This window comes from Sorangium sp. So ce363 (assembly GCF_051520435.1).
Taxonomy (GTDB): Bacteria; Myxococcota_A; Polyangia; order Polyangiales; family Polyangiaceae; genus Sorangium; species Sorangium cellulosum_B.
In genome coordinates this window covers 10,922,008-10,934,822 of the sequence record NZ_CP150333.1, presented here as the reverse complement: position 1 = coordinate 10,934,822, position 12,815 = coordinate 10,922,008, and the positions used below count along the sequence as shown (strand labels likewise).

7 protein-coding genes are annotated in these 12,815 nt (G+C 65.1%); 5 read left to right on the top strand and 2 right to left on the bottom strand.

The features are described 5' to 3' along the window. Nucleotides 1-227: 227 nt before the first annotated feature. A complete protein-coding gene (locus tag WMF12_RS41130; protein WP_437854085.1) occupies nt 228-4,019 on the top strand; it encodes an AAA family ATPase in 3,792 nt (1,263 codons plus the stop codon). A gap of 425 nt (nt 4,020-4,444) precedes the next feature. Here the strand turns inward: WMF12_RS41130 and WMF12_RS41125 are convergent, their stop codons facing one another. After that, the gene (locus WMF12_RS41125; RefSeq protein ID WP_437854083.1) at nt 4,445-4,858 is read right to left on the bottom strand and encodes a hypothetical protein; all 414 of its coding nucleotides are present in this window, start codon (nt 4,856-4,858) and stop codon (nt 4,445-4,447) included. A 179-nt stretch (nt 4,859-5,037) separates the two neighbouring features. Between WMF12_RS41125 and WMF12_RS41120 the strand changes: the two genes are divergently transcribed. After that, a complete protein-coding gene (locus WMF12_RS41120) occupies nt 5,038-7,479 on the top strand; it encodes a proprotein convertase P-domain-containing protein (RefSeq protein ID WP_437854081.1) in 2,442 nt (813 codons plus the stop codon). Nucleotides 7,480-7,494: 15 nt separating this feature from the next. Then, nucleotides 7,495-8,703, top strand: a complete 1,209-nt coding sequence (locus tag WMF12_RS41115) for a cytochrome P450 (protein WP_437854079.1) — start codon at nt 7,495-7,497, stop codon at nt 8,701-8,703. 103 nt (nt 8,704-8,806) lie between these two features. Here the strand turns inward: WMF12_RS41115 and WMF12_RS41110 are convergent, their stop codons facing one another. After that, a complete protein-coding gene (locus WMF12_RS41110; protein WP_437854077.1) occupies nt 8,807-9,706 on the bottom strand; it encodes a PaaI family thioesterase in 900 nt (299 codons plus the stop codon). A 180-nt stretch (nt 9,707-9,886) separates the two neighbouring features. Here WMF12_RS41110 and WMF12_RS41105 point away from each other — a divergent pair, with 180 nt between their 5' ends. Together WMF12_RS41105 and WMF12_RS41100 are read left to right on the top strand one after the other, a co-directional pair. After that, the gene (locus WMF12_RS41105) at nt 9,887-11,272 is read left to right on the top strand and encodes a sigma-54-dependent transcriptional regulator (protein ID WP_437854075.1); all 1,386 of its coding nucleotides are present in this window, start codon (nt 9,887-9,889) and stop codon (nt 11,270-11,272) included. Between the two features lie 370 nt (nt 11,273-11,642). Further along, the gene (locus WMF12_RS41100; protein ID WP_437854073.1) at nt 11,643-12,434 is read left to right on the top strand and encodes a hypothetical protein; all 792 of its coding nucleotides are present in this window, start codon (nt 11,643-11,645) and stop codon (nt 12,432-12,434) included. Nucleotides 12,435-12,815: the final 381 nt, after the last annotated feature.

The following is a 12,815-nucleotide window of genomic DNA, read 5'->3' as shown; positions in this document are numbered from 1 at the left end:
GCTGGCCTTGTAGATTGGAGTGGCCATGCGGGGAGCTGGAGCGACGACGAGAACCGGAGCGATATCTCCGGACGCCTGCACGCGACGGAGCGTAGCCAGCGTAGTCCTCCGGTGTCTACCCGCTCATCCCGGATCGGGCAGCCAATAGCTCACGAGTAGCCTTATTATGCGTATCCGCCATCGGCCCACATGAGCAGTCTTTCAGCACCATAGCCCAATCCAACCAAATGGAACCAATCGTCTACGGAGAGCTAGGCATCTCAAAGGCCGACAAGGACGCCATTGCGCATCTAGAGAACCCATTCTGGAACCAAGCACAACCGGCTCCAGGTCCCTGGGACACACTTCCCTATGAGCGGATCGGCGGACTTGGCTTCGAGCGGCTTTGTTTTCACATTTTAGTCGCACACGGCCATGTTCCTCGCTACTTCGGAACCAACGGTCAAGCACAGTACGGGATCGACCTAATCTGTGGCAATGGCCTATGCTGCACCGTCTACCAATGCAAAAACGTGAAGCAAATTCGAATGCACCACTTGGAGAGCTGGCTCAAACACTTCGAGTCCAACTGGCTGTCCGGGAATGTGCATGGCTTGATCAGGCCGGAGAAGTTTGTCCTTTTTTGCCCAATTGATCTTCGGCAACGCGAAGAGCTGGAGAACGCAAAGTCGGAATTTGCAAAACGAACCGGCATTGGAGTTGAGATACAAGACCGAAATGTTATCGACGCCATTCTTCGCACTCGTCCAGACATAGTTGCTGATGTTTTCGGAGACCAAGCCGCCGAGCGATACTGTGACGTGCGGTCTTGGAACAGCGGTCTATTTCGCGCGCTACTTCCAGGATCTGGCGACAAACTCATCATCGATAGATTTCTCGAGCTGGAAGCGAAGAACCACATCGTTCATGACACAGCTATCGCCGAACGATTTTTTCGCTTGTTCGAGCAACGTCGACATGTGCTGCTCCTCGGCCCTTCTGGCAGTGGAAAAACAACCACGGCGCTAGCATTGGCACGCAATCTTGGTGTGCGTTGCCAACGGATCTTCGTCGTGAGCGACTGGGTAGACACTGCTGAGGATATCGTTGTTGATGGAATCAAGGCACGCACAACTCGACCTACAATATTCCTCCTGGACGATGTCCATAAAGATTTCGAGAAGGCTGGGAGGATTATGCGCCGCAGCCTCTACGCATGTAGAGATCGGCCCATTGGCCTCATTCTGACTGCCCACTCCGGCCGTCAAGAAGAAGAGCAAGCCATCGATCCCGAAGCAGAACTTATTGAAGAGTGCCTCGAGAATGAAACAGTAATTCACCTTGTCCCGAATGAACAAACATTTAAGGCGATTATTCAACGCGTGCGGCCCGACCTGGCGAGTCTTTCGCAGCCCGAGATCCAGCGCATGTGGGCACTTACCGCCGGAGACCTCGCACTGCTTCAATATGTTCTGGAGATGATCAAATCGCCCGAATGCCCAGAGCAGATAGATTTAGATGAATTGTTGGACCTCACATTAAAACGGTACTTCGGGCGAAAAAATATTGATGCTCGCAACCTCGAACACCTTGCGGCGATTGCACAATTCGACGTTCCAGTCCAGGTCGGATGGCTTGACAATCCAATCGAATATAAGCACCAGCCAGCGATCAAGCGACTAATCGTGGAAGATGGTCGGCCCCTTGCATATCGCTTCGTTCATCGCGCGCTCGCGGAACTTCTATTTATGGCGCTATGTAGAGCCCATGGACATCTCGATCCGATCAACGTTGCAGTTGTGCATGCGGATAAGGTCCTTGGTTCTGAGAGCATGACATGGCGCACCCGGCGAGGTCAAGTGCTCAAGAGCATGCTGAACACTCGGCTTCGACTCATGGATCATGGTCTCTTCAGAAGAAGGCTCCTATCGGAGTCTCGCACCATGGATCTGGTTGCAGCGCTGACGGGCGAAGAAAAATTTCGACTGTTGAGCTTTGCGACACAATTAACGAGCAGTGCCGAGTCCGGTGGCACTTACCGTCGTATGCTTGGCGAGGCCCTTGTGGCCGCATCGACCGAGCCGCAGTCGCTGAGTGCATACACGTTCGTGGATGCGCTTGTTCAGCTGCTTCCAATAGTTCGGCATATTGACGCAGAGCGCACCGAACAGATCGAGCATCAGATAGGGGCAGGCAATCTGGTTCGGCTCATACGGCAAAACGGCACAGTGTTCGACCTGTTGAAGATAATTCGGCACGGATCCGTTCGATTCACCGCCGATTTACTGAACAGAATGGACGAGAGCGCTGTGCAGGCGCTGGTCGATAACACGCTATCCGCTCGACGATCGATCAGTACGATCCACCTTCGCATGCAAGGATTCGCCGGTCACATAATGCCGGACGGGCGAAGTAAATTAGAGCATTTTGAACAGAAGCTAGGTGCCGAGCATATGCTTCGGCTGATCTGCCTCAACGGCACATTGGTCGATCTTCTAAAGGGGCTCCAGAATGCATCTGAGCGATTCGCGAGTGCAATGATCGTCGGGCTCGACGATGGCATGGTCGATGAACTGGTGGATAGGAACATCTGCGTTGGACGATCAATTGGCACTGTCGGGTTAGCCTTGCGTGACTTGCGAAAGCGAAAATTGTCCGATGGTCGCAGCCAACTCGAGATGCTAGAAAACAAGCTTAGCGTTGGCCATATGCTTCGACTGATTCGAAGCAACGGCACAGTGATCGAGTTGCTGAACATCCTTCAGAATTCGTCCGTTGCGCGAGCTCGCGCGATGCTCAAGGAGCTAGATCAGCCCACCGCGAATGATCTAGTTGAGAAAACGATCGGCGCCATGCGCTCCATTGGAACGTGCAACCTGTCAATACGGCACCTCCGCCACCATGCTGTCGAAAGTCTACAGCATTTGTTCGCGATGATCGGGGTTGCGGGCTGGTGGAGGTTGTTGCTTAACAATGGCGATATGGACGATCTGGCGCGCATTCTTCAAGATGTGCCCACTTCGATCCGGGAGCAGTTGCTATCGTCTGCCGCAAGGTTAACACCAGAAGCCTGGCGTGGCATGGTTGAGCGGAGTAGCTTTCAGGCCATCTCCGGATTTATGTACTACAATATCATGACATTCCCGAGTGATGCGAGAGGGTCACTCGATGCAGCGCTATTGAACGGTGCCGACTCAGCGGCGCAGCGGGCAAACTGGCATGGGATAGCAAAGGGCCTTGCGGTGCTAGAGAACGTCGCCATCAGCCCGTGCCGTGACGGACTTCGACGAGCTGCTTTCGCTAGATTCGACGGCATGCTGCTTCAGGAGGTTTCGTTTGAAGATCTAGACGAAGCAATAAACTTTGTTCATTGTGTCTGGCGCGAGCGACCCAAGAGGCGGCCTGAGATTGCATCTCGACTCTGGTCCTTACTCCCCGACACGAATCAATGGCGAAGGGATCCTAGGACGATTGTGTCGGCAAGGTTTCTCCTTCGGATTTGCTGCGATCAAATAGTGAACGAGGCTGACGCAGTCAAGGTCCTCCGAGTTGTCGCGGAACTCTTGGTTCGGCTGCCGTTGGGCGACGTGCATTCTACACCAGCATGTCTTTTTATTTGGAACCTTTACGCTCTCTGGTTCGAGCGCGGCCGTGAGGTCGCCGGCACATTCGAGGCACTTGCGCCCCAGAGTTTCTGGGATGATGCTATCAGGGTTACGGGCGAACGTCTCCGAAAACGTGGAACTCGGCAAGATCGCATAGATCACTTGGCGCTGGCGGGAGCTCTTGTTGTCCTCATTCCCGCCACACGGGATCGAATCCGAGTTCGTTTGCAAGGCGCGGTAACAGACGTGAAGGAGCTTGAGAGGAATGTTAGCCAGCTAAGTTTTCTGTCTGCCTATTTCGCGTATCATGCCTTGGCATTGGTGGCGCCTGTGCAGCGTACTGTTTTTAATGAACGCAAGCGGCAGCTTCGCAAAAAGCTCGAGATGTACGAAGATATTGGCCCCGCGCTCGCCTCGCTCGCTGCCAGTCTTTGATTTCAAAAAGCAGGTGGCTTGGCATAGCCCAGACTGTGTCTTGTGTGATATTGTGCGAAACGGATCGTGTCGACGGATCTAGGCAGGGTGCCACCTCGTGAGCAGGGCGACTAGGCGGCTGCAGCCCCGGCGTAAGCGCGAAAGGCGGCCCCATGCGGCGGCTCAGGCTCCAGACTATTTGGCTCACCTGCTCGTCCTCACGACGAGGATATACACGATGCGCTCCCGTGCAGGCGTCTGATGCAGCATCCACCAGGATAGCGCGAGCATCGATCTGGCCTTGCGGACGTCACCCTTGAACGACGACGAGAGCCATTGGCGCGGCGACCGCGACGCCCCGGCAGCGGTACGATTTCTCGTGGTACATCGCGGCCTGGTGGGCGGCAACAGCGTCCAGCGCGGCCGCTGCGGCGTTCAGGATGGGCTCAAGATCGCGCGCGTCGGGCGCTGGCGAGGTCGACGATAGGCGCTACCCGCGGAGTCGTCGGCGGCGCGCTGAGGAGCTCCGAGAGGGTACGAGCGGCGATCTGCGCCGTCGTGAGGTCACCCGCCGCATGGGCAGCGGCGATGGTCTGCGTTAGGGTCGCGACGAGCGCCTGGCGCGGGTTGCTCGCCGGCGATGCTTCTCGGGCTGCTTCGGGTCGGGGAGGGGTCGCCGACGCTGCCTCATGCGCGGGCACCGAGGGCACCGCCGGAAGCGTCACGGAATCGTCCGGCCGACCAGTGATCGCGGGGTTGGCGCTCGCCATCGGCAGGTTGACGTCGGCCTCGACCCCCTCGAAACCGGCTGAAATCCACCCGATCGTGCCATCCCGCTCCCCCTGGAAAAGCGACGCCATATTAAAAGCTTATCCATGTATCCAAGGGAGCCGTCTTTCTCCACAGCCTGCGCAGCGCACAGCGACGTACCTCAGGCGCCCCGCTCCTGAGGTCGGCACCGGCGTCGAGGCAGCAGCTATGATGTTGCCCCGCCACGGAGACTGGGCGCTGTTGGGCAGCTGAACGGAAGGGAAACGACGTGAGAAGCAGGGATGTCATCAGCTCGTTCGTCGCACACGGGGCGGCAGCGTTGATCCTCGCCGGCTGCGGCGCGAGCGAAGGCGACGGCCTTGGCAGGGCGCACTTGGCTGTCGGACAGGAGCTCGCTTCGGAGGCGGAGCCCAACGGGACGGCGCTGCAGGCGAACGCCATCTCCGACGACACGGTCGTGCGCGCCAACCTCTTTCCAGACGGCGACACGGATCTCTTCTCGTTCCAGGCGCCCGCCGGGAGCCGCGTCTACGCGGCCGTGATGAGCGCGTCTTCCACCGCGTCGCAGGACGCCGACCTCGACATCCTCGATCAGGACGGCACGACCGTTCTGGAGGCCGACGTCTTCAACGGGTCGTTCGGGGGCTCCTCTCCGAGCATCGCTGGCACGCCCCTCGCGACCGCGGGAACCTACTACGCGCGCGTGCGCGCGCCCTCCCCGACCATCCAGCTGCATCCCTACGACCTCCACCTCAAGGTGCAGAGCGGCGCGCCCACGGCGGAGGTCGAGCCGAACGACACGACGCCGCAGGCGCTCCCCGCGACCGGCTGGATCGCTGGCACGCACAGCAACGCGAGCGACGTCGACAGCTACTCGCTCTCCCTCAACGCCGGCGACACCCTCTTCGCGAGCCTCGATCAGGATCCGACGCGCGACCTCACGCAGTTCGCCGCCGCGCTCGCGATCGGTCCCTTCGGGTCCGGGTTCGACATCCAGGTGGACAACCAGTCCGGGCCTGTCGAGACACCCTACTCGGACGCCATCTTCGCGACGGTGAAGGCCGCGGGCACCTACAGGGTGACCGTGACCGGCTCGGTGACGGCGGGTGATTACGGGCTCAGCGTGAGCGTGCATCCGGCGACGCCGAGCGTGGGGTGCACCACGTACGACAGCGCGAACGTGCCCAGGGAGATCCTCTTCGGCGCGCCCACGACGTCGTTCATCGACGTCCCGGGTGCGCCCCGTATCGGTGACCTGAACGTGAGCGTCCGGCTCAGCCATCCCATGCCCCCCGACGTGGACGTGTACCTCGTCTCGCCGGCCGGCAACACCAACGGTCTCTTCACCGATATCGGCGACAGGACCTACCCGAACCTCGAACTCACGATCGACGACGAGGCTGCGTTCCCGGCCGGACACTTCACCCTGCTGAACGGCATGATGGTGCAGCCGGAGCGCGACTACCGCTTGCACTGGTTCGATGGGGAGAACGGCGGGGGCCGGTGGACGCTCACGCTCCGGGACGATACGGACAACTCGAACAACCTCGGCGTGTTGTCCGCGTGGAGCCTCACGATCTGCGACGCGCCGATCCCCGCGCTCTCGTGCTCGAGCGGCGACGCCCCGTCCACCCGGCTGTCGGCGGACTTCGAGGGCGGCGCGCAGGGCTTCACGCACGCCGGAGCAGCCGACGCGTGGGCGCTAGGCACGCCGAGCGCCGCGCCGATCGCGATGTGCAACGGCGGGACGCAATGCTGGAAGACGAACCTCTCGGGCGTGTACAACGCGAGCTCGAATCAGGACCTCGTCTCCCCGCCGATCGACCTGTCCGGAGTGCAGGCGCCCATCCAGCTCCGCTGGGCGATGAAGTACCAGCTCGACAACGCGTCCTCGGATCACGGGTGGGTGGAGATCCGAGAGGTCGGGGGGGCGAACGCCAGGCGTCTCTGGGAGTTCCTTGACGCATCGATGACCACGACCGTCGGTAGCTCCAACCTGGTGCTCCAGGAGAGCGCGGGATGGGGCACGCACTACGCCGACATCAGCGGATACGCCGGGAAACGAGTGGAGGTGGTGTTCCACCTCGACAGCGACGCGAGCGTCCAGCTTGCCGGTCTCGCGATCGACGACGTGTCGGTCCTGGGCTGCCCGCGCAGCAGCACGGGCGAAGGCGGCGGTACCGGCGGCGGAAGCACCACGGGTGAGGGCGGCGCGACGGGCAGCGGCGCCGGCGGCGCGGGGACCGGCGGCGCCACGGCGACCAGCGGCGCCGTCACGAGCGGCGCAAGCACCACGGGTGAAGGCGGCGCGACGGGCAGCGGCGCTGGCGGCGCAGGGGTCGGCGGCGCCGCGGCGGGCAGCGGTGGCAGCACCACGGGCGAAGGCGGCGCGACGGGCAGCGGCGCCGGCGGCGCGGGGACCGGCACCGCCACGGCGGTCACTGGCGCCAGCACAAGCGGCGGCAGCACCACGGGCGAAGGCGGCGCGACCGCCAGCGGCGCCGGCGGCGCGGGAACCGGCACCCCCGTGTCGGGCAGCGGCGCGGGCGCCAGCCCGAACGGCGACCCGCCCGCCAGCAGCGACACGACGGGCGGCTGCGGGTGCCGCTTCGTGGGTCGCGAAGAGCCCCCGTGGCCATGGCCTGCGGCGCTCCCGCTCATCGCGCTGCTCAGAATGCGTCGCAAGCGGTTGCGCTCCCGAAGCTCCTGAGGAGATCCTGCCCAGATGACCCCTGAAACCGTCGATGTCCTCGATCCGGACCTCTACCTCGCCGGCGCGCCGCACGATCGCTTCGAGATCCTCCGCCGGGAGGCGCCTGTCTACTGGCACCGCGAGCCGGCGGGCAGGGGGTTCTGGGCGATCACGCGGCACGCCGACGTCGCCCGCATCTCGCGCGATCCGGCCGCGTTCTGCTCGGGGCGCGGCCTCTTCATCGAGGATCTCCCGCCGGGGGACATGCGCGACAACCCCGATGTCATGATCATGATGGATCCGCCCCGGCACGCCCGGTTCCGGGCGCTGGTCAGCAAGGGGTTCACGCCCCGTGTCATCCAGCGCCTCGAAGGCCACGTGCGGGAGCTCGTGACGAGGCTCATCGACGACGCCTGCGAGCGCGGCGGGTGCGACTTCGCCAGCGACATCGCGGGCAAGCTGCCTCTCTCCGTGATCCTCGAGGTGCTCGGCGTCCCCCGCGAGGATCAGGAGCAGATGCTCGACTGGACGACGCGGTTCTTCGGGGCCAGCGATCCCGCCTATGGCGTCACGCCCGAGGAGCTGAACGCCGTGCTCCACAACATGAACGCCTATGCGCACCAGCTCGCCGAGCAGCGGCGGAAGGAGCCCAAGGACGACATGCTGAGCTTGCTCATGGCCGCCGAGGTGGACGGCGAGAAGCTCTCCTACACGGAGTTCGGCGGCTTCTTCAACCTGCTGCTCACGGCCGGCCACGACACCACGAAGAACCTCATCTCCAACGGGATGCTCGCGCTCCTCGAGCACCCCGACCAGCGCCGGCGCCTGCTCGACGATCCCTCGCTCCTCCCGACCGCCATCGAGGAGATGCTGCGCTTCACGCCGCCGGTCTATTACTTCCGGCGCTCCGCGGTGCGGGACACCGAGATAAGCGGGCAGCGGATCGCCGCCGGCGACAAGGTGGTGCTGTGGTACGTCTCGGCCAACCGCGATGAGGCGGTCTTCAGCGATCCGCACAAATTCGATGTCGGCCGGACGCCCAACGAGCACCTCTCCTTCGGCATCGGCCCCCACGTGTGCCTGGGCCTCGTGCTCGCGCGCCTGGAAGCGCGGGTCGCCTTCGAGGAGCTCCTGCGCAGGCTCCCCGATCTCGAGCTCGCCGGGCCGGCCGTGCGGCTCCGCTCGAACTGGGTGAGCGGCGTGAAATCGATGCCGGTCCGGTGCGCGCGCCCTGCCCGGTAGCGCGGCGCGCCGAGCCGCATGCGGCGGCGGCGCCCGGGGCCGCGGCGGTCCCGCGCACCCGAGGCGCCGCTCGAGGCGCTTCGGCGCTCGCTCGGCTGACCGATCATGACCAGTTCTTCTCGCTGAAGCGGTACACGACCGTTCCGAAGGCGTGCGCGATCCGGGAGGCGCCGTCGACGACGGCGACGTCGGTCCAGCAGATCCGCGCATCGCGCGCACGCACGACGGCGCGCGCGACGAGCCCGGCCCTGGGCAACGGCCCGAGGACCTGCGCGCTCAGGGCGATCGTCGCGCCCGACGCCCCCGGCGACGGCGGGACGACCGTCCACGGGCAGGTGGCGCCTGCGGCATCGATGAGCGTCAGGACGGCCCCTTCGTGCGTGGCGCCGTTGCCGTCGAGGTTCGTCGCAGCTGCATCCATCGCCATCTCGACCGCCCCGCGGCGCATGCCCAGGAGGCGCAGCTGCCTTCGCGACAGGAATGGACTGGCCGCCATCGCCGCGCGGATCGCTCCCGCGCCGCCGCCCTCCGCGTCGTCCGAGGGAGCGACGCCGGCGCGCTCTCCCTCGGGAAGATCGGTAAGGGGAGGGAATTCCGCCGGTGTGCTGTCCGGCCCGGCCTCGCTCACGGTCGACGAGGCGTGTGCGACCGCATTCCCGTCCACGTCCGTGATGAGCGTCTCGAAGAAGCCCAGCTCACGCACGCGGCGCAACGCGCGCGTCTCGACCGTCACCGCCTTGCGTGCCGCGCGCAAGTAGCCCACGTGCATCGAGACGGTGCGGAGTGGCTCCGTGACCGCGCGAGAGGGATCACGCGCGATGGCGTGCGCGGAAATCGACACGAGCGACGCGAGCGCGCCGCCGTGGACCAGCCCGAACATGGTATTCCGCTCTTCGTAGGGCAGGAAGAGGCGCGATTGCGCGTCGTCGGCGGCCTCGATCTTCACCCCGAGGTCGGCCGGGTAGGAGCCGTCCTCGAACCACGTCTTGACGTTCTCGGTCATGCGGTAGTCTGCTGAGGTCGGCCGGAGTCGTCCAGCCTCGCGTACGGACCCTCCGGCCGTTCGTCCTCCAGGCACGAGGTACCGGGCGAAACCGGGTGAAGCAGGGAGAGCGCCCCGCGCCCCGCGCCCCCGCTCCGCACAACCCTGGATCCGCGCCCTGACAACGCGGTACGGTCACCCGTGACCGAGACCGTCCTGCTCATCGACGACGATCCGGGGTTCCGCGACGCCTACCGCGAGCTGCTCGCGCTGGAGGGGTACGCCGTCGCCGAGGCCGGGGCCGCCCCGAAGGCGCTCTCGGAGCTCCGCCGCACGAGCGCGCGCCTCGTCGTGCTCGACCTGATGCTCCCGCCGACGGGCCGCGCCGAGGAGGGCGCGGCGCTCGCGGACAAGCTCCTTGCCGAGCGGCCCGCGGCCAAGGTGATCGTCGTCTCGGGCGCGGGCGAGACCCCGCTCGCCTTGCGCCTCGTCGAGCGCGGCGCGTACGACTTCCTGGCCAAGCCCGTCGACCCCGACGTGCTGCTCTCCGTGGTCGCTCGCGCGGCCGCGCGCCTCGCGCTGGAAGATCGGGTGGCGGAGCTCGAGCGCTCGCTCGCCGCCCGCGAGGGCGACGCCTCGGCGATGCTCGGTCAGTCGCCGGCCTTCCTCGAGGCGAGGACGCTGTGCGAGCGCGCGGCGCCGACCGACGTGCCGGTGCTCATCACCGGCGACTCGGGGACGGGCAAGGAGGTGTTCGCCCGCTACCTGCACGCAAGGAGCCGCCGGAAGGACAAGGCCTTCATCGCGGTCAACTGCGGCGCGCTCGCGCCGACCCTCCTGGAATCGACGCTGTTCGGCCACCGGAAAGGCGCCTTCACGAGCGCGATCAAGGACGCTCCCGGCCTGTTCGTCGAGGCGGACGGAGGGACCCTGTTCCTCGACGAGATCGGCGACATGGAGCCGGCGCTGCAAGTGAAGCTCTTGCGCGTGCTCGAGACGGGCGAGATCCTGCCGGTGGGCGCGGCGCGCCCGCTGACCGTGGACGTCCGTGTCGTGTCGGCCACCCACAGAGCGCTCGAGTCGATGGTGGCGGACAGGACCTTTCGCGACGACCTCTACTGGCGCGTGCGCGGGATCGAGATCGCCTTGCCCCGGCTCGCGGATCGCGTGGGCGATCTGCCGCTCCTCGCGCAGCACTTCCTGAACCTGTCGCGTGCCCTCGTGCCGCGCTCGCCGGCGACCGCGATCTCGCCCGGCGCGATGCGCCGGCTCGAGGCCTGCGAGTGGCCCGGCAACCTGCGAGAGCTCCGGCACGAGATGCAGCGCGCGCTCGTGATGGCCGGGGGCAGGGGAGAGATCCTCGAGGAGGACCTCTCGCCGGCGCGGCGAGGCAGCGGTCCCGCGGCGCCGGCAGGCGACGAGCCGGCCGAGGGGGCGACGCTGGAAGAGAAGATCGCGGCGCTGGAGCGGCGCGAGATCGCCGCCGCGCTCCGGGCGACCCAGGGCAACAGGAGCCAGGCAGCAGCGCGGCTCGGGCTGTCGCGGCAGGGGCTGCTCAACAAGATGGATCGTCATGGGCTGAAGTGATCCCGGTCGCTCGTGTGCTCATGAAGGAAGATTTTGATCGAGCGCGAATGACACGGGATCTCACGGCCTGACGTGATCTCGGTCACTCATGTGTTGGTGAAGGAAAAATTCAATCGATCGAGAACGACACGGGATCGGAAAGCGCCCACAAAAACATGAGCCGCGCCGAGCGCAGGCCGGCACTGAAGGAACCGAGAGCGCGGCTCCTCATGGGCTGCAGCTGGGGCGGGTGGATCGAGAACATGGTCCCGCCGGCTCGGGGTCGCCTGTGCGCCCCGATCCGGCGCAATGCCCGCCGCCTGACACGCGCGATGTCGCTCGCTCTTCGCGAGGAGCGCCCATCGCGCGATGCGCAACTTCAGGAGGAATCATGACGCTTGGCAGGTTGGTGCTCGTGGGGTGTCTGTCGCTGGTTGGCTCCGCTCTCGTCGCCTGTGGGAACGGCGACCCGGATCGCTTCGGCGAGGGGAGGAGCAACGTGGTCGGGACTCCGCCCCCGTCCGAGGGGGACGGCTGTACGCTCACCCAGGGCTACTGGAAGAACCACGAGGAGAGCTGGCCGACATCGAAGCTCACCATCGGAGGAGTCGAGTACTCCCAGGCGGAGCTGCTGGAGCTCTTTGAGAAGGCGCCGCGGGGCGACACCAGCCTGATCCTGTGCCACCAGCTGATCGCCGCGCTGCTGAACGTGGGTAGCGGCGCGAGCGACGCTGCCCTGGGCGGGGCGCTCGCGGACGCCGAGGCGTGGATGAAGGACAACAAGGACGCCGATGGCCGGCTCCCATACGGCATCAAGCAAGGCGGCGCGGCCGAGGATGCCGTCGCGCTGTCCGGTGCGCTTGCGGACTTCAACGAGGGCGGCATCGGCCCTGGCCATTGCGACGGCGGCCCCGGTAGCGGCTCCGACGACCCCGGGGATAGCAGCAGCTCCGGCGATCCGGGCGGCAGCGACGACGGCGGGCACGATTGCCCCGACGACGGAAGCACGGGCGAGAGCGATGGCGGCGGCGGCTCCGACCCCGGCGGCAGCTCCGACGGCGGCGGCTCCGACCCCGGCGGTGGCGAAGGCGGGTCGGCTCCGACGTGCGCGGATCCTTGCAGCGACGGCTGCGCCGACGGCTACATCTGCGTCGTTGGGTGCTGCGCGTTCATTGCCAACTGAGCCGGGAACGACGAGCTCGCGCAAGCCGAGCTCTCATGACAGCTCGCGCGGGTGCCGCGGCTGCCGCCGCTGCGCCCCCGCCGAGATCAAGGTGGGCGTCGCGCCGGTCCAATTTGATTGACGCCGCGTATGTGAGCGCTCACAATCGACTCGTCGATCCTTCTTCCGCTTTGCCACGGATAGGCGTGCCATGCGCACCGGGCCTTTCGTCACTTCTGCGCGTCCGCCGTGACGGTCGGGCTGGTGCCTCCAGGTGAGGCGCATCCTCGCCCGAGATCATCGCGGGATCGGCACGCGGCGAGCGCGGATAGACGAATCGGGCGATCACGAGAGGGTCTAGACGATGCCGAGATCAGGTGCTTATTCCTCTTTTCCTGTCGT

What these genes read in the sequence shown, in the direction of transcription:
- WMF12_RS41130 (WP_437854085.1), top strand. Translation starts at nt 228, where the DNA reads ATGGAACCAATCGTCTACGGAGAGCTAGGCATCTCAAAGGCCGACAAG.
- WMF12_RS41125 (WP_437854083.1), bottom strand. Translation starts at nt 4,858, where the DNA reads ATGGCGTCGCTTTTCCAGGGGGAGCGGGATGGCACGATCGGGTGGATT.
- WMF12_RS41115 (WP_437854079.1), top strand. Translation starts at nt 7,495, where the DNA reads ATGACCCCTGAAACCGTCGATGTCCTCGATCCGGACCTCTACCTCGCC.
- WMF12_RS41110 (WP_437854077.1), bottom strand. Translation starts at nt 9,706, where the DNA reads ATGACCGAGAACGTCAAGACGTGGTTCGAGGACGGCTCCTACCCGGCC.
- WMF12_RS41100 (WP_437854073.1), top strand. Translation starts at nt 11,643, where the DNA reads ATGACGCTTGGCAGGTTGGTGCTCGTGGGGTGTCTGTCGCTGGTTGGC.